Genomic DNA, 24,973 nt, shown 5'->3' on the forward strand with positions numbered 1-24,973 from the left:
TCCTACACCCTCTTTACAATATCACATCAGAATTACATTCTTCAAATTCCCCTTCAATAACCTCATCTTGATCAAGTATTTCTATAAAATCTGGCTTTAGCTCATCATATCCGTCAGTAAACTCCCCTTCATACATTTTTACGAAACTATCTGCCAACTTATTTCCCATAGGCTTGAATGAAGCATACGTCATTACTCCGGAGATTACTCCACCTACTACGGGAACAGATTTAGCGACAAATGAGCCTACCGATTTCTTTGTTATTTTAATGCCAATATAACTAGCGGTTTTCTTCACTAAAGGGTACCAAACGGTTTTGGTAAGTTTCCGTCTCATCACTTTTTTTCCCATATGTACCCCTGCTTTTATAGAAGTATTCATAACTAAAGAGCCTACCCCACTAGCACCCATCATAATCCCTAAATAGCCAACAATACGATGTTGGATTTCTTCAGGTAATATCTCATAGTCTTCTCGAAACAAATCATCTTCTCCGAATAAATAAGCAATCTTTTGAGCCAGATTCAGGGCAAACGCCATATTTTGCACAACATCTATCGTGGTAGTCGGCACTGCAATTACTGGATTTGCCGGTAAACCCGCTATAAATGATGCTAACGCCGTTTTTTTCGTGCATGAATCCACCAATCTTGTAGCTCTTCGTCGAAGTGCTTTAATTGTATAGACTGCCTGTGGACCGTCCTTTAATATAACATCCAGATGCTTACTATTTTTGAATTCTTCTCTCAAAAAATTATCGCGACTAACTTTTACTATTGGTAATTGGCAAGCCGATGTAATCGTCTGTAACGCAATTTCAGCCATTTTGTTATTATCAGTAGTAGACATGTAATTTCCCCTATCTCTATAATTCTTTAGACATAAGTGTATCACCTTCTACCTTTAGATTCCTTACACTATCTTGCTAAATAATTACATATCCTTGCGGATATAAGTAAGAAAATTACGTACTTTTGTTTCAGGATAATATGCTACAGTCATGTCCCAATACTAAATTAGATTCAGCAAACCAATAATGTTCCTATTTTTTTGGACAACACTGCCACTAAATGAAATATATAATTGTACGGCATTTTCTACTATAGAAATACCAATTGAAAATAAACAAAAACAGAGCAATCCTCCTCTACCAGAAGATTGCTCTATTCAGTCTACGTTGTATGATTCTACTAGTAATTGATAATGTTAACTATCTCTGCTTACTCTAAAATTGTAAATCCTAAGCTAGAACTATCTCTTAAGAACATTTGGACTGTCTCAAGAGAATATTCAGTTAAATCCTTATCTTTCAATTCTAACTTCTTAATCAAGTCTGAAGTACAGGTGATGATGTCCACTCCTAAGGAATCCGCTTGATAGATGTTGAAGGTCTCGCGCGGACTAGCCCATAATAGCTCAACGCCTTCTTTTTGGCGGCAAATAGCAAGTGCTTCTTGCATGATTGGCATTGGATCAACGCCTGTATCCGCAATACGTCCTGCAAATACGGACACCACTGCTGGGGTTCCGCTCTTGAGCGCATCCACTACTTCTCGAACTTGCTCAACCGTGAAAATAGCAGTTACATTGACTTTGATTCCTTCTGCAGTCAATCTATCAATTAATGGGGCGGTAGACTCACCCTTAGAGTTGGTGACAGGAATTTTAACGTAGACATTATCGCCTAAGGCTGCAATTCTACGCGCTTCTTGCTCCATTCCTTCTAAATCATCTGCAAACACTTCAAATGATACAGGATAATCAGTAATCTCTTTTAAGACATCTTTTGCAAAACCAATATAGCTAGTAATTCCTGCTTTTTTCATTAAACTAGGATTGGTTGTAAAACCTGTCACTAAGCCTGAATTTAAATCATGCAGCATCGTTTCCAGGACAGCGCCATCCGAAAATACTTTAATTGATAATGCTTTGCTCATTTGCCTATTCCTCCTCCGTTACATTATTCAATGCTTCCTTAGACTTGGTTAGGATAGATGGCAGAATCAACACGATTGCTAATACTGCAGCGACAACATAGATACCGACTGAACCGACAGACTCTCCTACACGTCCTAATAAAATCCCAAAGATACCAAAGTCAAAATCTCCGAAGGTCGTATTAGCGAAACCTAGTTGGCCTAAGACTGGTAATAGCGTAGCAGGCAGGAAGGCAAGGAATAACCCATTAACAAATGAGCCAATAACCGCACCTTTGCGCCCACCGGTTGCATTACCATAAATACCTGCCGTTGCGCCACAGAAGAAGTGCGGCACCATGCCTGGGATAATTAAGACGCCACCGATTGCGCCAAGAATGAACATGCCGATCAGGCCTCCGAGGAAGCTAAAGGCGAAGCCGATAATAACGGCCGTTGGGGCATATGGGAAGAATACTGCGCAGTCTACAGCAGGAACTGCGTTCGGAATGATCTTAGTCGCAATGCCTTGGAAGGCTGGAATTAAGTCTGCCAGAATCATACGTACACCTGAGTAGACAATGGACACACCCACTGCAAATGTTAGCCCACTAATAACTGCAAAGATAAAGGGATTCTTACCTCCAGCTAATTCTTCTACTGCCTGCGGGTTACGAACTAAACAAGCTACTACTCCGACTAGATAGAAGGCAACCATCACAATCCCCGTAGAAATCGTGGTATTTCTGAGGAAGCTCCATTTTTCAGAGATTTCCAATTCCTCAGTACTTCTGCTATCTTTACCTACTTTCTCTCCAATCCAAGCTGATAAATAGTAGCCAAGGCTTCCAAAATGCCCCATGGCAATTTCATCACCGTCTGTCACCTTGAGGGTGTATCGTTGTCCGATAGCCGGTGAAATTGCAGACCAAGCACCTAGGAAGAAGCCACCAACCAGGACAAGTGTTACGCCTTTAAATCCGATGGCCCCTAACACTGCTGATAACAAGCAAGCCATGAAGAAGCTATGATGACCGGTTAAAAAGATATACTTAAAGCGCGTGAATCTTGCAAATAATAGGTTTAACACCAAACCCACAATTAAGATAGACATGGTTTCTACACCTAAAATTTGTTGCGCTACACTGGTAACAGCCTCGTTATTAGGAACCACCCCAGTAATGCCAAAACCTTCTTCAATTAATCTTGCTAAAGGTCCTAAGTTAGCTTGAATAACGCCAGCACCTGCCGCTAACATCAAATAACCTAAAACAGGCCCTAAGGTACCGGTTAAGACCTTATGTCCAGGCGTTTTTAATGCTACCAAGCCAATAAAAGCAATTAAACCCATTAAGAAAGCCGGTTCACTTAAGATGTTTTGTAAAAATGTCAAAATGCCATTCATTGTACTTCCTCCTTCTTTTAATGCTAGTGATATTATTGATTGACCATCTCTTTTAAGATTGGAACAAGTTCCGTTTCAATTTTCTTGCGATTGGTATAACTTGGCACGAGGCAAACTTTCGTACCTTCTGGGAATATATCTTTAAATTCCTTTACGGTTACATACAAATCTGCATTCTTACCAACTGCTGCATTGGAATCGCATGATTCCACATCTACGTCAATCCCTAGATCCTTAGCAATTGTTTCTACCTTGAAACGTAGCAATAAACTACTACCAATTCCATTACCACAAACAGTGACTACCTTAATCAAGTTACTCTCCTCCTTCCTCTATGATTTTGTCAATAATAGCCAATATTTCCCTTGGGTCAGAAGCTGCAATTAAGGAATCAATTGCCTCTTCATCATCTAAAATTAAGGCTAACTCTTGTAAGGCTCTTAAGTGCGCAGTTGAATCTACTGCAGCTAAGACAAAGATTAATTGAACCTTCTTATCGTCATGACCCTCTTCAGAGAAATCGACAGGTTCTTTTACTTGCAATAAACTAATGCCTAGTTGATGCACGCCTGCATCAGGAGAGGCATGAGGTACAGCTACTTTGGGCGCCAAGACAATATAAGGTCCTGTTTCATTAATGGACGCTATCATGGCCTGAATATAAGATTCTTCAATATAGCCATTGGCAAGCAGTGGCTGAGCCGCCAGACCAACGGCATCTTGCCAATTACTCACGCTGTCTACTTGTTGAATCAATTCTTCTTTTAATAGTTCAGTCAAAGAATCACCTCCTAATAATTGTTGGTTGTTTTGAGCAAAAAGATAATGGATTAACTCATTCTTTAAGCCTTCTTCATTCTTGATAGTGGTATATTTGGCCACAATCCCCATCAATTCGTCTATCGATACCACATCCTCTTTTTCCAGGTGCAAGTATTCATACACCCTTCGTTTTAAGAGAATTTTTTCAATAGAAGTCATTAAGGGTTTAACTAGGAAGACCTTGTCTTGACTTTCTAAATGAGTGGTTGAAAAAATAACTTGAACATCATCCCTCTCCATATTATCTACAGTATTAAAATGACTCCTTGAGATTGACTGGAATTCCATCCTTGGAAAGATTTTCTCCAATTCAGATTGCAGTATCAAGGATGTACTGACCCCGTTGGGGCAGACGATCATTGCCCTTAAATCCTTCGTTTCTCTACGCTTGACTTGGGACTGTAAATACCCACCAAAATGTATAGTGAAGTAGGCAATTTCGTCGCTAGATAATGGTTTGTCAGTCATCTCTTCTAGCGGTTTTAAACTGCGTCTAATTAATTCATACAGCGAACTATATTCTCTCTTGATCTGATGGGTTAAGGGATTATGCAAAGAAATATTGAATAAAAGACGATAATAAGACGGATACAAGTGCGCATACAGATTCTTCCTGAACGAAATCCCTATCGGGAATTCAAGGCCAGTATTGGCTTTTACTTGCTTGATAATTTCGTCCATAATCTGCACTACAGTCGGATCAGGGTTTAAATCCAAGTTGCCTTGTAGACATCCTGCAAGTCTCGACAGAATATAGTCTCTTTCTCTGGCTAGCCTCGGATATTCTTCCTCAAGTTCCTCCACTAGCTTCAATAGGGCTGTTGCCTTAATATTACGGTAGTCCTCTTGCTTTATTTGATAGTCGCCTTCAATCTCGATTTCATTCAGAACAGCCATCACGAGCGAAACTATTTTCACGTTTTCGAAAATAAAGGTAAGCTGATATTTTTCACTCAGCATTCGGATTTGAGAGAAGATGGCTGCGTCCTTAGTTGCTATGCGACATTCCTTGAGCACATAATCTAAGATAAATCGTCCACTCTCTAGACGCATTAACTTCTCAATCGTGCGCTCTAGTAATTGCCTTAACTGACTTCCTGTGCCTTCCAAATAATAGCCCTCACTACGCGTGTATTGTAATGAGATTGATTGATTTTTTAGCAATTGCCGAATATCTTTCAAATCAGCTACCACTGAGTTTTTGCTCATTCGTAATAAGTCTTGCAAATGATAGTTGGATATGTAGTCTGGATACAATAGCAAATAAAGAATAATCATATCCAGCCGTTCATGTTGAAAAATATAGGATCTACTGCTTATATCTACATGACCTAGTAGCTCGCCACTTGAAATAGCAGGTACTCTAATTAGGTCATTCTCAATTCTTATGTTTGGAAGTAATAATTGACTCAGCGCTTCATTGATTCTCAGAATATCTGAAAGGATGGTTCTCCTACTAGTATTGGACAAATTCTCTAACTCCCCAATTGAAGAATTAGTATAATTCAGGAAAAATTGGTATTTCTTTATGAGCTCATTGGTAAACACGTTCTCCCTCCTATCTCTATTATACTTAGGCTTTCTCTCGCCTTAAACAGCCTTTGAGCACAATCTCATGCCTAATCTAGAACAGCAAATTGTGCTCAGTGTATCCCCTTTCATTTAGGGACGTGTCTTGGCTTATTTTTAAGCCAAAAATGCCCTGTATGTGTGTAAACAGAAAAAGCCAGATAATCCCTAGCACAATGTAATGGTCCGAAAACATTGAAAATGGAGATTAATCTGACTTATCTCAATTTTAACCTAAAAGTTGAATAATTAACAGTGGGAGATTGAGTTAGTGGCATAAATATGTTAATAGTGTCTTAAATATGCCCTACATCGCCATTCATATCTTCTTAATGCCGCTACCATCCTCCTGAAAGAGATTTGACTTTTTCCAAACCTGTACAGTATAATAAACATAGAAGGAGTCGAGTTAGCCCTCGACTCCCATGCAGAGCCGTATAAGACGGTGATGCGAAGATGACTAGAAATAGCCGTCCCGCGGGTCAAAGTGGGGACGGCTATTTTTGTCGTTTTTATCAAGGTTCTTGAGGCATCGGGATATAGGCCCTCTTCAGCGGGATTAGTTGCTGGTAGCGTGGACTCAAATTAGGGTAATGCTTTACAAGCAAATCCACCAACTCAGTTCCATTAATCCCACGTATAATTGGCGTGTTATCCAAATACTTTTGAGCATTCTTTGTATAGCTAGACAGCGTTACGAAAAGGCCATAATCTCCTTCTTTCATTGCACCTTTGAGGAATTGTATGGTTGCTTCCTTGATGGGGCTATCTTGACTTTTGACTTGAACAAGAATTCGCGGAGGCAACTCATCCTTGTAGGCGGTGATATCAATTCCGCTATCTCCACCTTGCGCAGAAACAGTCGTCCGGTAACCCATGGCATTCAGCAAATCGTTTAATGACATTTGATAGATATTATCATTACTTAATCCTGACTGCTTCATAGTAACTCCCTTCTAATTAAGATTACCCATATATCTCTACCAAGATTGCTATGTAGTCACATTTTCTAATATAAGCTCAAATTAGCACAAAATAGATATGTATTTGTTATCTGCTTGATTCCTTTAAAAAAGAACCAAGATTACTCTTAGTTCTCGTTTTAACAGGATGCTTGAACAATATATACTTATAATCTAAACTCTTAGATTAATTTCACGAAAGAAAGAGTTCATGTCAATGCATCTTATTCCGAGTTGATCGCAAACATCCGGAATTTTCGCATTTCTACTAGGAGTATTTGAGTTTAGATTGGGGTTTCTTAACTCTTCAGTAACGATAGTATGATTTCCTTCTTTAGCTATTGCAATAATCCAAGGATCCGCAATTCTGTATTGCGCCCATCCTCTTTCTGAATTTAACGCCTCCTTTTTATAGTATCCACAGGAGCTAACGTGTTCGATAATACTAGCCCAATTATCCACATATTCTTCATGTTGCAATAAATCAGTTGTATAGTTTTCCTCTAACCATTCTTTAAAACTACTATCATGATATGTTTCACTAACTACAATACTAGGAATGATAACATATGTATTTAAGATTTCGGGTAGCTTCTCCCAAAAACTCGGAAAGTACTCTCTTTTATAATATCTATCATAAAAATTAATATAAATATTAGCATCCAGCAGATACATCTATCTATCCCCTTTCAGATAGTATCTTATACCCTTTGTATTTAACACCTACAATATCTATTGCCTCAGTATAGGATATTTTATTTTGCTTAACTGCTCCATCCACATATCGAAAGAACTTGTTATCTATTCTAAACAATAAGTTATTTCTGTAGTTTCCTCCACTAGAAGTGGATTTTTTCGCTTGAAGCGCTTTGTACTCAGCCTCAAGTTCACTAATTTTCAAACTGTATTCTTTCTTCGTTATATATCCTAAATCTAACAATCGCCTTGCTACAACAAATTTGCTTACCTCACAATTATTAGAAAGGAGGGTCAAATTTGTATCTAGTATATCATGTTTATTGTACTGTTTTCTAAGGACGTGTGTTGGAACAAGTATCTTACCCGTAATATTGTTAATAACAGCTTCCAATTTTCTCTCGTCATTTGAATTTTTGTTTAATAAATCGTCGTTACCCAACATAAGGTGTATAAATTCATGAACCAGAGTGAAAAGTTGCCCAGTTTTAGTATCTTTCTGATTAATAAATATTAAAGGTGCCTTTTTATCTGATAACGCAAAACCTCTAAACTCTTCTATATCCAACGGCCTATGGGTGTTGTCTTTAACCTTTCCATTAAAGAAGATAAAGACTCCAGCATTGGATAAATTTTCCCGATATACCTTAAGTCTATTCTTTTGTATATTTTCACCTAGATATTTCAGACTTTCATTTAGAATTTTATCTGGGCTATCTTGAAAATTAAATTTACCAATAAACGGGCACTCATCATCTATTTCATTACGCAAAAACTCTTGCTTTTCTTTCATTTCTTGGATAGTGTCCCTGAGTTCATGGGTAAATTCTTGAATAGGTTGTGATTCCAACGTGCGGAAGTTAACCTGTAAATCTCTACTTTCAATTATTTCATCCAAAAAAAGTAAACCGATAGGTACCCTGATTGAATTTGAAATTTTTACAAGTTGCTTAAAGGTGGGTTCTTTAGAACCCTCTAAAATTACATCAATTGACTCTACTGATTTTCGGATTGTATCTAAAGGTATATTTGAAGATTCTATGTAACTTTTAAGGACCTCTGTATTAATTTTCGCAGTGCTTTTCATACAAATCTCCCCCTCTCTAAATATATCTTATAATCTGAGTATACCACAAAAAGGTCAGACATGTTAGTCACAGACGATAAAAGGAAACTATCGCAATAGTACTGAATAATTCAAAGAGCCCCGGTGAACTGTGTGTATTTTAAATAAAATTCTAAATTCTAACTTGCCACATTCAAAAGTTGCACCGTTGATTAGTTATAACTATGTCTTCTTAACCTTATAAACTATCCCTTTGCCTAAAACATCAAATAATCATATATAATATAGTGAAACACTTGCCCTGTAGCCCAATCTATTTCTATTCGTCTACTACAATATCATCTAGTAAAACAACTCTTAAATTATCATCCAATAACTCAGGGCCCAATATCAAAACTCCCAACAACTTAAAACGAATGCTATAAATTATCTCGTCCTTAATATTTAATACGAGATAACTGTGATAAGCTGATTCTGTCTAAAGCCTTAGTTAAATTTACTAGATTTTCTACACATATACTCGCACTATAATTTAATTGATAACTCTAGCATTGGTACGTCCACTTTTAATTCGAATATTACATACACAAGCAACAAATAGAATTTAGTACTATCCACATCTTTCTAACTAAATTAATCCCTCATATACACCTTGACCATCACCTTCAGCCAGTCGCCCCGCTTCTCCTGAGACTGATAGCGGCCATAGATTTCCTTCCCCGCATCCATCAATCTGGCTAGTATCTGGTTTTGCTTTTTAGGGATATAGCCGATAGGCTCACCATCAAGTGTATAGAACCTGATAGCCCACTCATCATGGTAATTATCAGGCTCTCGTCGGCATATGAGGCGATCGCCTACTTGCATGTGCATCAAGGTCAGCTCAATATAATCGATATGGCTAGTCCCTGCTATCTGGACCTCCAAGAGGAAGATTTCTTGTTCAAAGGGTATAGGAAGATTATCGCCCGACTTGCCTCGCTGATTGAGTAAGTTAACTAAGCCACGGTCAGGTAGCGGTTGTAAGCTATTCAACGGTGCCACCTCCTTGACGGGCCATAACATAGAGTGCGTCCAGACGTTGACGATAGCTAACAATATTAGTCTCGTATTGCTGAATCAGTTCTTCATATTCCTCTTGGCGCTCACGTAATCGTTGATCATCTTCCAGAATTTCTAAATAAAGATAAGGATAGCTTTGTCGAATCGTCGCCATACGCTCCCGATAGTTTGCTATCAAGTCCTTGGTCTCCTCAAATTTTGTCTGCCAGTATGACAGCGAATCAGACTCTTCGCGATTGACTTCTGGGTCCTGTCCACCCTGAATGACAGCCAAAATTCTCATGGTGACCAAATCACCGCTCCGATAGGCTTGAACCGCACGCTCGAAGAGTTGGGCATATTCCGGGCCTAAATTAGGATTCATATCCGGATGCCAAGCCTTGACTAGCTGTCGATAAAGCTGTTTTAACTCCTTCATTTCTTCTTCTGATAGGCAGTCTGCCTTGGCTCTACCTAGAGCTCTATCAAGTTGGTTAAGTTGCTCCGTCAGCTTAGCTTGAAAAGACGCAAATTCTGCTTCTAAGCGTTCTTGGATGACAGTAGGTTGTACCGGCTCCCCACGATTAATGCAGGCCTGAATCATACTAATTTCTCGTCTCATCCGACTAAAGGTCAGCTGTAATTCGAAGGCCTTGACTTCAAGATAACCCATCTTGAACATATAGTCATTTTCAATATTGACGCAAATAACATAGCGTAAATGATCATGCTCTCCCACTAGGTCTAACAATTCTTGTTGCAGGCTCGCAACCTTTTCCTGGAGACTGGCTAGAGTTTCCCAGTCTGTTGACTCTTGATTAGCTGCTATCGGAATGTCGGGTGAGTCTGACTTGTGGTGCCAGACTGGTCGAAGCTCCTTGATAGAAGCTCTAAAAGAGGAGATAGCTTGGAGATTATCTTCTATTTTCTTGGACATGCTAGTTGCTCCTCTCATAGTTAGATGCATTGCTTTCAGTATATATTACTAGCTCCAGCCTGTCATTGCACAATCTTGCTGAAAAGTTGCATTTTCTTGCGATAATAGTGTGTCCTTACATGAAGTATAACAAGCAGCTAGCTTAAGCGGCTAACAGCTTGTAGGATTAGCAAAGGAGCCAGTGGCCCACTAAACAAAGTGGACCACTGGCTCAGACAATACCGTCCCCTTAAAAATGCGCAAAAAAAAGCCAGGTAATCTCTGGTACAATGTAGTTGTCCGACAACATTGAAAGAGGAGATTACCATGACTTACCTTAATTTTAACTTAAATCTAGGAGAATTAACAGAGGGAATTTTAAGCCCTAACCAAAAGTATTCTTAAAGAAAGTAGCAAAGCTTTCTTTCCCGAGAAAGAGATTTGACTTCTTCCAAACCTGTACAGTATAATAAACACAGAAGGAGTCGAGGGCAAACTCGACTCCCATGCAGAGCCGTATAAGACGGTGATGCGAAGATGACTAAAAATAGCCGTCCCGCGGTTCAAAGTGGGGACGGCTATTTTTTGTCGTTTTTATTGAAGAGTTTGTGGCAGAGCCCAATCAAGGCAATGACAAAAGTGCCAAATTCCAAGATAAGCCTTACCACAGCTTCAGCTGACAAATTCAGTGTCCTCCTTCCCTCTAGATTTTGATGGATGCACATAGGGCACCACCTCCTCCTGAGTGGGAGTCACCACCGTCTTCACTTCTCTACAATCTCTATTATACGCCTATTGCAAGGAATATGGAAGAGCAAACACGAACTATAGTTCGCTTTTTGTCATAAATAGAGCCCACCTATTGGCGGGCTCTCTGAGTGTATATAAAGTTTATTCCATCGCTTGGACTTTTTCTTCAATGAAGGCAATCTCTGACTCACTCAACCCATACTTTTTGTAGAGTTGTTGATCAATGTCTGCAACAGATTGTGACCAATCAATATCAGAATTAGTTGTAAAATCTTGAAGCGGTACCTTCATCCACTTTTCTCGAGTATTTGCTTGAGTGATTTTAAGAATACCTAATAGTGCCCTTGAAAATTTCGTTTTAACATACTTTAATGCCGCTTCTGCCTCTAAATAGGTATCAAAAGATCCTATGGATAAGAAGGTCTCTGTTGCTCCAATGAGCGGTTTTCCTATTAGGGGAGTAGATATAGCTTCTCCCAGCGCCCCACTTCCATTCGCTTGAGGGATAATTACTTTATACTTATGGAAACTCTGAGGAGGATTGATATGACTCTTATCAATCCAGAAATAGACCCTCTTAAGATTCAGTAAACCAAGAAACTCTACATATTCTCTCCCATCGTTCGGTTTCTCTTCAAAAAACACAATATCTTTCAAAATTTTAAAGGCACTTGAACCTATATCGAACTTATGTCCTTTTGATTGAATTTGCTCAATGCTAGGATAATCATCTAGAGCTTTTTGAGATAGCTTATATACACCCCGACCGCTAATTATAGTGTCTAGTGTGGATTCTCTTCGTGCTATAACTTTATGTAGAATGCTATTTAATTCCTCAAAAGTTGTAAAAGTATCTATCGGATCAAAGCAGCGTGTTAAATCTCTGTAAGTTACAACTACTCCGCCTTTAATATCTGTATTAGGGAATACTTTTGAGCTATCGACCTCAAAATGCAATACGCTTAGATGCTTATCATCTAGCATTTTTCTATTCCAATTTTTTGGCGTGCCACCTGCATTAAATAAAAATCTTCCTGGGGTAATTAAGGCAACCTTATCTGCCACCGCGTATGAAAGTTCCATAAAAAGATGATAAATAGGTGGCGCAAAAGTAGTATTATCACCAAGTGTTGAATCCTGATACGGCGGATTCCCCACCACAACATCAAATTTCACGTGACCAAACGCCTCCTCTACTTTTTCTTTACCCTTGTCTATATCCTGCTTTAGGACGTCCGTTAGCCCCGGAATATAAACCACATTCGTCTTATAAGCTCTGTATCCTGCTAGGGTCCGCTCCGTAATGGTTTTGGCCATTGGAGTTTGGGCAATGACATAGATATTTTTCATTAGAATCGACTGATAGACTTGTCTATCAATAAATCGCTTGTCTTCATTCGCTAACATGGCCTGATAGTATAAGCTCATCGCAGCATGCAAGGGATATAGGCCTGTCTTAGAGTTTATATCAATAATCTTGGTGTCTGGGTGATAGATTTCCTTAGTCACTTCACGCTCTACCCAATGTAGGTTAGGTCTTCCGCCGTCCGTCATCGCATGGAAATCATCATCATAGAAGTTCAAACCACCAATCCCCTTGGCAATTTGCATGTTGACAACACGCCATGGGGTGAGGACTGTTTCCTTATCGGGATTCTTGAAACTGCCAAATAATTCAGCAATCCGCTCTGCACGTTCAATAAAGTCCAGCTCGTCTAGCTCTTTGGCGCGATGCCGAATAATTCGACCTGCTTCCACGAAGACTTCTGCATCATAGAATTGTGCGATGTCATGGAACAGCTCCTTAGTAAAGCCCTTAGGCATAAACTCCTTCCAAGACTTATCATCCACCTGCTTGATGAATTCCTCAATCGAGATATCCTCTTGAATATCGACATTCATCCCATAAATCATGAGAGGAATCTTAGTTGATACCCCTCGCAAAATAGAAATCATGGTCTTACGCTGTTGCTTAGCCTTCTTAATTTTATCAATTGCTTCTTGCTCTTCTGGGGTGCGGTCTCGTTTTTTCTTTTTCTTGCCCTTCTCACCCTTCTCGTATTCTTCATCGGTCAAACCATTGTCATTCACAGTAATCGTTTTAGGTGTTTTCTGTTTGCTCGTTTTACCGACAATCGCGTTCAAGTCTTGGAACAACTTAGCATCGCCCTCTGTTAAGGTTAGAAGCTTATCATTATAGAGACTGTCGTCTTCAAATCCAGATCGTACAGCTTTTTCCGCATATACCTTCTTCAATTGAGTTAACATACGATCGACATCATAAGTCTTCATGCCATTGTCTGCTTGACCAAGAATTGGCAAGAAGTTCAAAAGGTGAGACATGGCTTTCTTCTGCTGATGTGTATTCTTCTTACCCACACCAGAATTAATCTGCGCACTCTCCGCCATTACGGTCAGCGCTCGATCTGGCGCAAAATCAAAGATATAACAATGCTTCTTCATCCCTAATTTTTCATGAGCAAATGGCGTCTGAGCACGAAAAGCAGCCTGTAAATAGTTCATTGCTGAGTTGGTATTGGATAAAAATATTACGGCCGTCCATTCGGGAATATTGACGCCAGTCGTTAACTTACGAACCGTTAGGGTAATGGTTTTTGTCTGCGAAGGGTCATCTGTTATCGCCTTACGCACTTTTTCCAGGTCCGCCTCATTGGCAACGCCATCGTCACTATCCCGCTCGCTTCCTCGAACTACATTAACAATTTGGTACTCCTTACCAAAAATTGGATGCTGCTTCATAAGGTCTTCTAAGGCGTTGGCTTCTTTAACTCCTGGTAATAACCAAAGTGTGTGTCGCAATTCTTCTCGGTAGGCCTTGGTCGAGAAAGGATAGTTTGTTCGGCTATCAGGATTGGTAATATTATCAAGAAAGGCTCGAACCTCTTGCTTATGGACTAGGCAACCTGAGTCATCTGTACGGAAGAACTCCCTGAAATTAAAAGATTTCCGTTCGTCTAAAAATTTTTTATTCTTCATTTCGAAGGTATACATAGATACCTTCGGTAACTTCTCGTAAGGGTTTGGTTCATTGGGTTTCTCGAGTGCCCACTTAAGCTTAGCCGTCTGTTCCATGGTATAGTCCCAGGTATAAACTTGATCTTCTTCAAATTTATCCAAGAGATTGAAGGGGGTCCCAGATAGCTCCAGAACTTTGGTTTTATCTTTAACTAACTGCTCCATTACAAGTTCACTTAGCTGAGTCTGAGTCCCTTCATGGGCTTCATCAATCAGAATAAGATCCCAGTCTACCTCAGCAAATTGGCTCAAGTTCGTTTGCGCATTATTATGACGTAAGAGCTGAATGGAAGCAAAATAAACAAAAGGCTTGTTTCCCTTTTTGAGCGATTCAAGCGAGGCACCTTGGGTCACTGAACCATATTCATAACCTTCTTGGTTCATCATCATTTTCTTAAAGTCCTGGAACCAAGAGTCTGATACAACGGGACGATGTGTCATAATCAGCACTTTTTGGAAACCTTCTTCTTTGACCAACTGAAGAGCCGTCAATGTCTTACCAAAGCGCATTTTAGCATTCCATAGCATTGTATCCTTAGTCTTGAAGGCCTGACGCGTCTTCGCTACTGCTTCTTCTTGTTCTGGACGTAAAACGACAGCCGTCTTCTCTTCTACCGACTCATTGATATACTCACGTCCATCCTTTACCGCTTGAATAGCTGATTTAGCTGTCTCCAAATCCGTATCAAACCACTCATTGCCTTCTAGTAATTCCGCATGCTTAATTCCAGAACGTCTCAATACATTATGGACATCATAATCATGAAACCAGGTCTTGTCTGACTTGCGATAGGCCAGTTCAACCCATCCCAACATAAAAGGCAGGCCTGAGGTCTTCATATATTGTTTAATTCGTTTAGGAGCTAACTTCCGTAAGAAACTACTATTCGGACTCCAGTCTCCCTCGACTTCATCTTCTGGAACAGTTCCTTCGCCAACTTTGTAAGTCCCATCAAAAGCAGGAAATTGGCCACTTGCATTGTCAACTGTCTGAACATAGATAAATTTTCGCTCAGCCGTTTTGTAGAGGGCTTGGGCTTTAGGTTCTAAAAATTCATCGAATAAGTTAGCCTGAATTTCATCGTCAATATAATTAATAACGAACCAGACTAAGATATAGAACATATGCTCCAAAGCTCTAAGCGCATTCTCTTGCGTTGCGTCAGAGGGGTTCAGAACGTGGGCAGAATTATTACCTTTCCCTTTAATCTCGTAAAAATAATCCACAACATGTTTATCATTAATCGAGTACTTAATTTTCCGAAGAATCTCATTGAAATTATCCCGCTCACCCAATTCAATGTAGGCACGATCAGCAAATAACTTGGCTGTATTTTCCGCGACTTTACGGACTTTGGTCAAGGTCCCTTCATAGTCTTTCTGAGCGTAGTTCTCTTCCGCCATATTAATAGTCGCATACAATTCTGCTGTATCTAAATCGACACTTAGAAAATCAAAATTTGAAACCACACTCATCCTTAATCCCCCAATAAGTATACTTTTTGTATTTCAATTTCTGTTATGACTCTTTCAACTTCAGGCTCTCTAGAAGCCTCATCCTCCCATTCAAAGAGGCTAAGTTGTTCCATTACAAGTTTTTTCTCCTCTTCCACTTCTTCACCGAATAATTCCGCAAAGGCAAATGGAATAGCTCGAACTTTGCTCGGATATCCCGGCACTTTCTGCCATTCAATCATTCGAATTGGCTCTTCAGTTATGGGGTGACGTTTGGTTAAGGTATTCCCTCTTACAATATTCTTGTGGATGATATAATTTGCCGATTTGTAGATGTTGGTCTGACTATTGAGTCGCTCACCAAAAGCCTCTTCATACCAATCGAGATAGTAATTAAACATCCTCGAGCGTGCTACATCAAGATTGTCTGCAAGATACTCGATGCCATAAATTGAGGCTAGAGCTACTAGTGCCTTGGTCTTCCAATTACGTTTATCATACTGCTCTGTTACAGCCTTCAGCTTCCGTTCTAGAATTGCTAAGAGGAAGTTGCCATCTCCTGCTGCTGGCTCTAGAAAAGTAGCATAAATATTTTCGCAGGCTTCTTTTATGCCTGGAGTATCTAGCATCTTCTTCACCATCCAAGCAGGAGTAAAGACTTCCCCATGCTGCTGGACGCGTTTCTTACTTTTTATTAATCCCTCTGACATGCACTCACCCAGCTCCCATTCCCAGTCCACAAACCCGAGGTTTTTCGGACTAGAGGTGACCTATGCTATGGTGAACCCAGCACTACTAACTAGATGGGTGCAAAAAGGAGTATGAAAAATGACAAAGAAATATGGCTATGTACGGGTATCGACTGCTCAGCAGAAGACGGATATTCAATATGAAGAACTGCGTCAATACGGCGTCTGCCAAATATTCGTCGACAAGACAAGTGGCACTACAACTGAGAATCGGGAAGCTTTGCAGAATCTTTTGGAGATAGCGCAGCGCGGAGATGAGGTGGTGGTTACCAAAATTGACCGATTAGCACGTAGCATTATTGACCTTAATCAAATTGTGACTACCCTCAACAGCAAAGGTGTTCAAGTGCGATTTTTACAAGATAATTTGATCTTCGAGGCTCACGAAAAGCCAAGCCCCTTAAGCTTGCTGATGTTCAACATATTAGGGGCATTTGCTCAGTTCGAACGTGACTTGATTATCGAACGTACAGGGGCAGGAATTGAGAAAGCAAGACTGAATGGTATTAAGTTAGGCCGACCACGAGAACACTATGACCGAATTGAAAGGGCACTAGAGCTATATCTAAATCGGCCGCAAAATCAATTGTCAATCCAAGAAATTCTTCAACTGACCCAGGTTAAAAAATCCAAGTTTTACTACTACCTAAACCAACTAAAAAAAGGCAATCTTAACCTCTAGCAGAAAGTCCAAAAAATGGTATAATAAGTCTTGTGAGAAGGCGACTAAAACCGCCTTCATTAAACGATAAAAAAGAGTCCGAAAAACCTCGGTTTCTCGGACCCTTAGCTCAGACAAGGCGGTGGCCTAATGGCGGATTTTATACTTGAAGAAGTACGATTTGACAAGGACTCGATTGGACAAATTACAGAAGAGTTACTTACCGACTATCCCATTATCTACATTCTGCATAATACGGACAAACGTCGACCTGATGCCTATATTGGTGAAACAGACCAGATGCCCAAGCGCATGAAAGCTCACCTAAAAGATCTACGTCGCTGCAAGATGACCCAGACACTTCTAATTGGTAACCAGGACTTCCATAAGTCCGCTACCTATGACTTCGAAACCAAACTCATTAACTATTTCCTAGCGGATGAGAAATATAAGTTGCAGAACCGGAGCCAGACTAAGCAGAAGAAGACGGCTAATTACGCTAACAAGACTTACTTCCAGCAAGAGCTATTTCCCCGACTATGGGAAACTTTACGAGCTAAGAACCTTGTCAACCACACCATAGATGAAATAGAAAATAAGGACATCTTTAAGCTGTCGCCATTCAAAACACTGTCTACTGCCCAACAAGCCATTAAAGATGAAGTGCTCAACTTCTGCCAACAAGCACTCATCGACAACCAACACCACCTCTTCCTAATCGAAGGCGAGGCTGGAACTGGCAAGAGCGTTGTCCTCTCAGCCATTATGCATCAGCTGGCAGATTTGGCTGCGGACAAGAGCTCTCCTTTCCATGGGGTGAAGAGCCGTCTCCTAGTCAACCATTCGGAGATGCTTAAGACCTATAAAGCTATCGCTGCCGGTTTACCTAATCTCAAGAAGAATTCCTTCGACAAGCCTACGCCTTTCATTAACAAGGGGCAACCAGTCGATATTGTCCTGATTGATGAGGCCCATTTGCTCTTGTCTCAGTCTGATGCCTACAATAACTTCAGACAGGACAACCACCTAAGCGAGATTCTCAAGTTAGCCAAAATCGTGGTCTGTATCTTTGACTCTAAGCAAGTTCTCAAGGTTAAAAGCCACTGGGACAAGGAACGTCTCTCTGACGTTATAGGGAGCGAGCTCAAGCTTCATCACTTCCATCTGACCGACCAATTCCGTATGCAGGGGGCTGGTGCTGTCATTGATTGGATTGATGACTTAGTGGACCAGCGCCGTCTGTCGCCTTGGCCAGAGACGGATGGCTTTGACTTCCAAGTAGTAGCGGACCCTAGCCGCTTCAAGGATATGATTTGGGAGAAAGATCGGATTCTAGGCCTGTCCCGCATCATTGGTACTTTCGACTATGAGCATAAGAAGGATGGCAATAGTTATCTGGTTGACCCTGGTGGGATTAACCTCCCTTGGAATTCAACTGTAGATAACCAGACTTGGGCCGAGCGGCCTGAAACCATCCGTGAAGTAGGCTCCATCTATACTATCCAAGGCTTCGACCTCAACTATGCGGGCGTAGTGATTGGCCCTTCGGTCGACTATGACCCTGAGATGAATCGGATTGTCGTGGACCCGAACCGTTACATGGACCGTGGCGCCAAGGTCCGGCGAGCTGATATGGATGATGACACCTATGCCCAAGCCTTGGAGCAGATGATTCTCAATTCCTTGAATGTCCTACTCAAGCGCGGTGTCAAAGGTCTCTACCTTTACGCCGTTAATCCACGTCTGCGAGACAAATTATTGGCTCTACAAGCCGCAGCAAAATCCACAGAGGAGTGATATCAATGACCATTATGGACGAAATCAATGCCTTCCGCGATGCACGCAACTGGCGTCCCTTTCATAATGAAAAAGACCTAGCCATATCGGTTGCTATTGAAGCAGCGGAGCTTATGGAAATTTATCAGTGGCGGTCACCCGAGGACGTCAACAGCCCTGAGTTGGAACATATCAAAGAGGAGTTAGCGGACGTCCTCATTTACACCTATATGCTAGCCGATAACCTAGGCCTCGATATTAATCAGATTATCCGGGAAAAGTTGGTTAAGAACGCCATCAAGTATCCGTCACCGAATGAATAAGCAAAACCGCCCGTTCCCACGGGCGGTTTTTTCTTACATTTCTTTCAGCTTCCTCAGTTCTTCTAATAGAGGCTCATAACAAACCTTAGAATAGTCTGTAACGTCCACTTCGTAGAGTTTTCCCATTTCGAAGTGATTATAGCCTCTATCCTCAATGATTTTAGCAAACTCTTCCTTAGTAATCAGCTGGTCTGCTTGCCTTCTGTCTTCCAATCTATCACCATAGTGATAACAGCTAGTGATATAGCTTAAATGACGTTCTGGCGATAAGTCTCTCTTGAGCCTTCGATCCCATAAAGTCTCAAAGTCGCATACTAATCGAATAGTAATAACGTCATAGTGATAGGTGGTAGATAATTCTTCTAGCCTTTTTCTTTGTTTGTAGGAGAAGGGGTATTCAGATAAGATAAATTGTTTACCAATCTTCATATATAAGTCAAGAGCCTGATAATAATAGGTCCAGACCTTTTTTTCCAATTCCATCTTCTCTTCACTTGAGCTGAATCCCACATTATCTGCCAAATTCTCCTTCAACTCATCTGGCGAGATGGTATAGGTCTCAGGAAGTTCGTGGCAGATAAGACGACTTAAATAACTCTTTCCTGTCGCTGGTGGCCCAGCAAGTAGAATTAGGTATTTTTTCATCATAGTCATCACTACCCAACATTTAAGGGTTGATTTTTATTCATGAAGAGCCCGATTTTATGCTTCACGATTTCCTTTACTTTTTGATTGGCTGGAATAATGTTATAGCGAAGCGACCTATTCACGGGAGTCTCGGCGAAGCAATCTTTGGCTTGCTGGGTCCAGTTGACGAGCAACTCCGTGCCAACGTTAAACTTGCGAATCCCATTATTGATTAAATCAGGGTAATCTTCTTCCTTAACGCCAGTCCCACCGTGAATCACTAGCGGAACATCCACTACTTGATGGATTTCTTTTAAGAGTGGGATCTTCACATTTGTTTTCGACTTGAATTGCCCATGGTTGGTGCCAATCCCTACTGCCAATACGTCAACACCTGTTTCTCGAACGAAGGTAACCGCATCATTAGGTCGGGTATATTCTTTATCCTCTTCGGATACGGAAACTCCTTCTTCCGTTCCACCAATGGTCCCTAGCTCCCCTTCAACCGATACGCTTCGCGCATGTGCATATTCTACGACTTGTTTAGTCTTCTCAATATTCTCCTTGAAGGGCAGACTTGACCCATCGAACATAACGCTAGAATAACCTGCCTCGATAGCATCCTTAATCGCATCAAAATCCTTAGCATGATCTAAATGCAAAGCTACATCCACAATCATAGAATTGGCTAACTCTTCTACTACGGCAACGATGACATTGTAGCCAATGTATTTTGCGGTATCGACACTCGTTTGTATGATAATAGGAGCGCCCATTTCCTTTGCTGCTCGAATCATATCGGGGAGCATCTCTAAGTTATGCATATTGAATGCACCAATGGTCATATTCAGTCGTTCTGCATCATCTGTTAGGTCTCGAACGGTCTTATACATACTCTTTCCTCCCTTCCATCCCTAGCGAGAAAGCGTCAATTTCTTGGCAAGATTTCTCATGTCATCTAACTTATTCATGTAGTAATCGATGCTAGCATCATCCCGGTTCTTGGCAGCTTCTGCACGCTTGCTATTATAGAGCAACATGAGCTTCTTATAGCCTTCTCCCATGGAAGGTTTCAACTCTTGGCTTTTTTCCAGGTGTTCAATGGCATCGTCTACCTCGTTTAATTGCCAGTAATAAATTCCCACCTGCTCATATAGCTTCGCTAATACTTTCTCATCTGAAGTAGCCTTAATTTTCTCTAAATCTCTCTGGATTAATTCTTGAACTTCTTCCTGGGAGATTAGTCTTTCTGGCTTTTCTTCAGTTTTCGTTTTTTGGACTTCCTTCTTTTTAGATTTGAACCAATCGAACATGGCGGTCACCTCACTAATTAGAACATCTTAAAGATTGGATTGAGGACCCAGAAGTATAGTAAGGCTGCGGTTACCGTATCAACGTCCGTTGCTGTCGCATTGATGAAGCCTAACTGATTGAAGGCTGTAACAAGCAAGGCTGGAAGCAAGGTAATGAAGAACCCATGGGCAATACCGCCAATGATAGCCCCTCTTCTACCACCTGTTGCGTTACCGAAGATACCAGCAGTCCCCCCTGCGAAGAAGTTGGTTAGCATCCCTGGCAAGATCATGGCTAGCCCGAAGAATGGTAGGGTAAACATGGCGATAAGCGTACCGATAGTCGTTGTAATGAAGCCTAAGATAACAGCATTTGGTGAATATGGGAAGAAGACTGGACAGTCGAGCGCAGGAATGGCATCAGGCACCAGTTTCATGGCGATACCACGGAAAGCTGGCACGATTTCACCAAGCAATAAGCGAACCCCAGCTAAGAGGATGTATACCCCAACAACGAACTGAATTGATTGCAAGAAGGCATACATGATATAGTTTTGAGCGCCTGTATCAACTGCTTCTGGACCCGCGAAGAGCGCAGTAATGATGAACATTGGGACCATGACCACCATGACGGATAAATAGGTATCTTGTAGGAACTTGAATGATTTTGGCAGTTCAATTTCTTCAATCGACTTCTTATTCTCACCACGTTCGCCAAATAGCTTAGCTACCCCTGCTTCAAACATATAGCCGATAGTACAGAAGTGACCTAGAGCGATATCATTTGAACCTGTAATCTTGCGAATAATTGGTTGAGCGATGGCTGGCATAGCCACGGTGAAGATCCCACCAACTAAACCACCGACCAGGATGAGCACAGGACCTCTTAATCCACCAGCATAACCAAAGACGGTAGTCATGGTGGCCATCCAAAGTAAGGCTTGTCCTGTTAAGAAGATATACTTCCATTTAGTAATACGGGCTAAGATGATATTGAAGACGAAGATAGCAAGAAAGGTTAGGGCGATGGAACTCCCAAGGCCTAGATCATTCATGGCTTGACCGTTAATCGCTTCAATAGATGGCACTATCCCTTGAGTATGGAAGCCTTTTTTGAAAATTTCACCAAAGTAAATCAGACTTGCGACAATAACACTTGATCCGGCACTCAGAACTTGAAAACCAAGCAAGGTTTTTAAAGTACCAGAAACTACTTGCCCAACGGATTTTTTTCTGTAAAATGAGCCCCAACATCGCAATGAGAGAGACTGTAATCGCGGCATTTGTCAACACATTATTGATAATGAAATTTAGAATACTCATTTCCATTTCCTCCTTCTAATGGATGAAGCCTTTTGCTTTCAAAATGGGGATTACCTTTTCTTCTATTTCAGAACCGGAGACAATATTCTTAAGGAAAGCAATGGCTGTCTTTTCCGTATCAATATTGAATTTCTCGAATTGCTTTCTGAAGTTTTCGGCTGTAATGATAATATCTGGGCTCATAGAAGCAGCAGTAGAGATATCGACATGATCTAAATGAGCATCCACATGATACTTATTCAATACATCTTCTGTCGCCATCTGTGCTGCAAAACTAGACCCTAAACCTGCACCACAAACAAATAACATTTTGACCTTTCCCGACATTCGAATCTCCTCCCTAGTCTTGTAATAAGATGGTTTTGGCTGATTGGATATCTCTCGCTTTTGATAGCTCCTCAATTTTATTTGTCGCACGAATCAAATTCACTAAGCTCTTCATAATATTGAGATGTGAGAAAGAATCAATGGCTGACAAACAAAACATGACGGATACCTGTTGCTCCTTACTCTCTCCAAAAGAAACAGGGCACTTAAAAATACTTAAGCTGAGACCTAGTTTTTTGGCACCATCTTCTGGTCTTGCATGAGCTAACGCCATATGAGGGGCTAAGACAATGTATGGCCCATATTTTTCTACTGTGCGAATCATCTCATCAATATAGTGTTCCGTAATCGCCTCCTCATCCAATAAAGGTTTTGCTGCAAAGCGAATTGAGTCTTTCCAATCCATTTCCTCTGACGTAATCTGAATGTTTTGATCCATTAAAATATCTTGAATCATAGGCTGTACCTCTCTTGGATTAATATCTAATCGATATTTCTTGAAAATTGTCTCTAAGTCTGTATAAACCTCACCATCGACTGATTGATTCTTTTCAAAAATCGTGAGCACTTCTCTTAGCATTTCCGTGTAATCTTGTCGATTAGAAACTAATCTCCTTCTTGGTTGATTTAACTCTAAAAACTGACGAATTTGCTGCTTGGTATTTTCATCTAAGACTGAGTTAACTACTAAGACTGGTTTGGTGACGTCCTCTAACTCAATAGTTGAAAACACAATGTCTGCATCTAGTTTCTCAATCACTCCCACTTCACTCGAATTTAAGATGGCTACAATTTCGACATTGAAGAATTCAATAAGAGTTTGCGCCAATAATTGGCTTGTTGCGATGCCATAATGGCAAACAACGACTGTCTTATAGTAATAGGATGACTCTTTATTGAGTTGGCTAAGAATTGTAGAAAAGTGAATACATAAGAAAGCTAACTCATCATCAATAATTTCGCTTTCTAACACCTCCTCTATCCTGCTTTTAAAGACTGTCATGGCTTCAAAGATTTCTGTATAGTTTTCAATAATCTTCTCCTTTAAAGGATTAGTTAATTGAATATGATTATTCACCCGAGAAGCCAGTGCAATGAAGTGATTGAACAGTGCTTGTTGCAAGGTGCTCTCCTTGTGGGAGAAAGGAATACTCGTACGTTGCTCTATGAAGCGAATGAGGTCTACTACTAAGATTTGTAGCTGTAACCAGTTGACGGTTGAAGATAATTTCTGCAAATTAAAGGATTGTAGCATACGGAAAATATAGTCTTTTTCGATTTCTCTTTCCTTGAGCTTGAAGTTCATGGCTACTCGCTCAACAAACTGCTTAGAGAGTCCATCCTCTTCTAGTTCTCCAATTGGAAGTTCCCTTTTCTCAATATGCTCTCCTTTACGAACGCGCAGAATCCAGTTTAGAGTAAACAAGATATAATTTAGCTGATAAAGCTTATCTACACGTGACTCGAATACTTCTTCAAATAATTGATTGAGTTGCTTAACTTTCTGAGCAAAATGCTTAAACAAGACTTTTGACTGCTTCATTTTATTCTCGGCTTTTGAGAGATGATTGCTAATGAGTGAGTACAACATGATGCGAATAGAAGATTCTTGTCCACTTAACAGGACACCTAATTTAGGTTGGCTCACGATCTTTACTGAATAATCTCTCAATAAGGAACGCAACACTCGCATATCTTCATCAATTGTAGATTTAGAGACTCCGTACTCTTCCTCTTTGGCATAGAGATAGACTGGGCTAGTGCTAAAGGCTATTTCGACTAGCAAATCCAATACCCTTTCTTCGCGAGTTAGGTATTCCTCATCCAATTTCAAGCCAATGAATTCCTGAAGCTTAGACTTTTCTTCCCTATCAAGAGATAAAGAGAAACCCTTACGCCTATCAGAATGAATCCTTGAAAAATGATTTTCTTCCAAAATTTCGTTTATTTCCGTAATATCATTTCTGATTGTTCTGCCACTTACTCCAAATTGCATTTCAAATTGCCGAAGATGTATTGGCACATAGGAAAGTAGTAATAGATTAATAATCTCTGTTTGACGCGCATTCATACTTTTCCCTTCCTTATCTAAATTATATATGGCTCCTATAACTAAATGTAGTAGATATTATTTCACTTCATACCGGAAATTTAATAAGCTATGATATTTTGTTGGCTGCCAAGCACTTTAACTCAATATATGATGTTAAATCACTCACACCAAAATACTTTTTTAGAAAACTGATAAACGATGAGCAGA

Annotated in this window: 21 protein-coding genes and 1 pseudogene; 3 read left to right on the forward strand and 19 right to left on the reverse strand. The window is 40.4% G+C overall.

Annotated features, from left to right (window positions below; all coding sequences use genetic code 11):
• Positions 1-13 precede the first annotated feature (13 nt).
• From RWO08_RS08030 to RWO08_RS08090, 13 genes are all read right to left on the reverse strand, one after another.
• Positions 14-850 (reverse strand): ABC transporter ATPase, encoded by an 837-nt coding sequence (locus tag RWO08_RS08030; RefSeq protein WP_314211745.1) that lies wholly within the window; start codon positions 848-850, stop codon positions 14-16.
• 371 nt (positions 851-1,221) lie between these two features.
• Positions 1,222-1,938, reverse strand: coding sequence for a transaldolase (locus RWO08_RS08035; protein WP_303823992.1), 717 nt, complete (start codon positions 1,936-1,938; stop codon positions 1,222-1,224).
• A gap of 4 nt (positions 1,939-1,942) precedes the next feature.
• Positions 1,943-3,322: a PTS ascorbate transporter subunit IIC gene (locus RWO08_RS08040; protein ID WP_314211746.1), complete on the reverse strand. Its 1,380-nt coding sequence runs from the start codon at positions 3,320-3,322 to the stop codon at positions 1,943-1,945.
• Between the two features lie 32 nt (positions 3,323-3,354).
• A complete protein-coding gene (locus tag RWO08_RS08045) occupies positions 3,355-3,636 on the reverse strand; it encodes a PTS sugar transporter subunit IIB (protein ID WP_314211747.1) in 282 nt (93 codons plus the stop codon).
• A gap of 1 nt (position 3,637) precedes the next feature.
• Positions 3,638-5,692 carry a BglG family transcription antiterminator gene (locus RWO08_RS08050; protein ID WP_314211748.1) on the reverse strand — a complete coding sequence of 685 codons (2,055 nt, stop codon included), beginning with the start codon at positions 5,690-5,692 and terminating at the stop codon, positions 3,638-3,640.
• Between the two features lie 536 nt (positions 5,693-6,228).
• Entirely contained in the window at positions 6,229-6,657 is a 429-nt protein-coding gene (locus RWO08_RS08055) for a restriction endonuclease (RefSeq protein WP_314211749.1), read from the reverse strand.
• Between the two features lie 192 nt (positions 6,658-6,849).
• Positions 6,850-7,350, reverse strand: a complete 501-nt coding sequence (locus tag RWO08_RS08060; RefSeq protein ID WP_314211750.1) for a DUF4411 family protein — start codon at positions 7,348-7,350, stop codon at positions 6,850-6,852.
• A 4-nt stretch (positions 7,351-7,354) separates the two neighbouring features.
• Complete coding sequence (locus tag RWO08_RS08065) at positions 7,355-8,458, reverse strand: ImmA/IrrE family metallo-endopeptidase (RefSeq protein WP_314211751.1); 1,104 nt, start codon at positions 8,456-8,458, stop codon at positions 7,355-7,357.
• A 612-nt stretch (positions 8,459-9,070) separates the two neighbouring features.
• Entirely contained in the window at positions 9,071-9,472 is a 402-nt protein-coding gene (locus RWO08_RS08070) for an HIRAN domain-containing protein (protein WP_314211752.1), read from the reverse strand.
• Positions 9,465-10,415 carry a J domain-containing protein gene (locus RWO08_RS08075; protein WP_314211753.1) on the reverse strand — a complete coding sequence of 317 codons (951 nt, stop codon included), beginning with the start codon at positions 10,413-10,415 and terminating at the stop codon, positions 9,465-9,467. Before RWO08_RS08075 ends, RWO08_RS08070 begins: the two co-directional genes overlap by 8 nt.
• Before the next feature lie 557 nt (positions 10,416-10,972).
• The gene (locus tag RWO08_RS08080) at positions 10,973-11,077 is read right to left on the reverse strand and encodes a putative holin-like toxin (RefSeq protein ID WP_314211754.1); all 105 of its coding nucleotides are present in this window, start codon (positions 11,075-11,077) and stop codon (positions 10,973-10,975) included.
• 208 nt (positions 11,078-11,285) lie between these two features.
• Positions 11,286-15,650 (reverse strand): Eco57I restriction-modification methylase domain-containing protein, encoded by a 4,365-nt coding sequence (locus tag RWO08_RS08085; RefSeq protein ID WP_314211770.1) that lies wholly within the window; start codon positions 15,648-15,650, stop codon positions 11,286-11,288.
• Positions 15,651-15,658: 8 nt separating this feature from the next.
• Positions 15,659-16,345 carry a methylase gene (locus RWO08_RS08090; protein ID WP_314211755.1) on the reverse strand — a complete coding sequence of 229 codons (687 nt, stop codon included), beginning with the start codon at positions 16,343-16,345 and terminating at the stop codon, positions 15,659-15,661.
• A 118-nt stretch (positions 16,346-16,463) separates the two neighbouring features.
• On the opposite strand from RWO08_RS08090, the gene RWO08_RS08095 reads away from it, so the two are divergent.
• From RWO08_RS08095 to RWO08_RS08105, 3 genes are all read left to right on the forward strand, one after another.
• Positions 16,464-17,066, forward strand: coding sequence for a recombinase family protein (locus RWO08_RS08095; protein ID WP_314211756.1), 603 nt, complete (start codon positions 16,464-16,466; stop codon positions 17,064-17,066).
• Between the two features lie 129 nt (positions 17,067-17,195).
• Positions 17,196-18,842 (forward strand): DUF2075 domain-containing protein, encoded by a 1,647-nt coding sequence (locus RWO08_RS08100; protein ID WP_314211757.1) that lies wholly within the window; start codon positions 17,196-17,198, stop codon positions 18,840-18,842.
• 14 nt (positions 18,843-18,856) lie between these two features.
• Positions 18,857-19,144, forward strand: a complete 288-nt coding sequence (locus tag RWO08_RS08105; RefSeq protein WP_399495944.1) for a nucleotide pyrophosphohydrolase — start codon at positions 18,857-18,859, stop codon at positions 19,142-19,144.
• A 33-nt stretch (positions 19,145-19,177) separates the two neighbouring features.
• On the opposite strand, the gene RWO08_RS08110 is transcribed toward RWO08_RS08105, so the two are convergent.
• From RWO08_RS08110 to RWO08_RS08135, 6 genes and pseudogenes are all read right to left on the reverse strand, one after another.
• Complete coding sequence (locus tag RWO08_RS08110; protein WP_314211759.1) at positions 19,178-19,789, reverse strand: AAA family ATPase; 612 nt, start codon at positions 19,787-19,789, stop codon at positions 19,178-19,180.
• Positions 19,790-19,800: 11 nt separating this feature from the next.
• Complete coding sequence (locus RWO08_RS08115) at positions 19,801-20,664, reverse strand: class II fructose-bisphosphate aldolase (protein ID WP_314211760.1); 864 nt, start codon at positions 20,662-20,664, stop codon at positions 19,801-19,803.
• A 21-nt stretch (positions 20,665-20,685) separates the two neighbouring features.
• Positions 20,686-21,084, reverse strand: a complete 399-nt coding sequence (locus RWO08_RS08120; RefSeq protein WP_314211761.1) for a tetratricopeptide repeat protein — start codon at positions 21,082-21,084, stop codon at positions 20,686-20,688.
• A gap of 17 nt (positions 21,085-21,101) precedes the next feature.
• A pseudogene (locus tag RWO08_RS08125) lies at positions 21,102-22,386 on the reverse strand (PTS sugar transporter subunit IIC).
• A gap of 15 nt (positions 22,387-22,401) precedes the next feature.
• Positions 22,402-22,713: a PTS sugar transporter subunit IIB gene (locus tag RWO08_RS08130; protein ID WP_314211762.1), complete on the reverse strand. Its 312-nt coding sequence runs from the start codon at positions 22,711-22,713 to the stop codon at positions 22,402-22,404.
• A 13-nt stretch (positions 22,714-22,726) separates the two neighbouring features.
• Positions 22,727-24,784, reverse strand: a complete 2,058-nt coding sequence (locus RWO08_RS08135) for a PTS sugar transporter subunit IIA (RefSeq protein WP_314211763.1) — start codon at positions 24,782-24,784, stop codon at positions 22,727-22,729.
• Positions 24,785-24,973: the final 189 nt, after the last annotated feature.

The organism is uncultured Abiotrophia sp., from assembly GCF_963520105.1.
Classification (GTDB): Bacteria; Bacillota; Bacilli; order Lactobacillales; family Aerococcaceae; genus Abiotrophia.

Coding starts and splice junctions, on each gene's coding strand:
- RWO08_RS08030 (WP_314211745.1), bottom strand. CDS start 850: ATGTCTACTACTGATAATAACAAAATGGCTGAAATTGCGTTACAGACG.
- RWO08_RS08035 (WP_303823992.1), bottom strand. CDS start 1,938: ATGAGCAAAGCATTATCAATTAAAGTATTTTCGGATGGCGCTGTCCTG.
- RWO08_RS08040 (WP_314211746.1), bottom strand. CDS start 3,322: ATGAATGGCATTTTGACATTTTTACAAAACATCTTAAGTGAACCGGCT.
- RWO08_RS08055 (WP_314211749.1), bottom strand. CDS start 6,657: ATGAAGCAGTCAGGATTAAGTAATGATAATATCTATCAAATGTCATTA.
- RWO08_RS08060 (WP_314211750.1), bottom strand. CDS start 7,350: ATGTATCTGCTGGATGCTAATATTTATATTAATTTTTATGATAGATAT.
- RWO08_RS08065 (WP_314211751.1), bottom strand. CDS start 8,458: ATGAAAAGCACTGCGAAAATTAATACAGAGGTCCTTAAAAGTTACATA.
- RWO08_RS08075 (WP_314211753.1), bottom strand. CDS start 10,415: ATGTCCAAGAAAATAGAAGATAATCTCCAAGCTATCTCCTCTTTTAGA.
- RWO08_RS08090 (WP_314211755.1), bottom strand. CDS start 16,345: ATGTCAGAGGGATTAATAAAAAGTAAGAAACGCGTCCAGCAGCATGGG.
- RWO08_RS08095 (WP_314211756.1), top strand. CDS start 16,464: ATGACAAAGAAATATGGCTATGTACGGGTATCGACTGCTCAGCAGAAG.
- RWO08_RS08100 (WP_314211757.1), top strand. CDS start 17,196: ATGGCGGATTTTATACTTGAAGAAGTACGATTTGACAAGGACTCGATT.
- RWO08_RS08105 (WP_399495944.1), top strand. CDS start 18,857: ATGGACGAAATCAATGCCTTCCGCGATGCACGCAACTGGCGTCCCTTT.
- RWO08_RS08110 (WP_314211759.1), bottom strand. CDS start 19,789: ATGAAAAAATACCTAATTCTACTTGCTGGGCCACCAGCGACAGGAAAG.
- RWO08_RS08115 (WP_314211760.1), bottom strand. CDS start 20,664: ATGTATAAGACCGTTCGAGACCTAACAGATGATGCAGAACGACTGAAT.
- RWO08_RS08120 (WP_314211761.1), bottom strand. CDS start 21,084: ATGTTCGATTGGTTCAAATCTAAAAAGAAGGAAGTCCAAAAAACGAAA.
- RWO08_RS08130 (WP_314211762.1), bottom strand. CDS start 22,713: ATGTCGGGAAAGGTCAAAATGTTATTTGTTTGTGGTGCAGGTTTAGGG.
- RWO08_RS08135 (WP_314211763.1), bottom strand. CDS start 24,784: ATGAATGCGCGTCAAACAGAGATTATTAATCTATTACTACTTTCCTAT.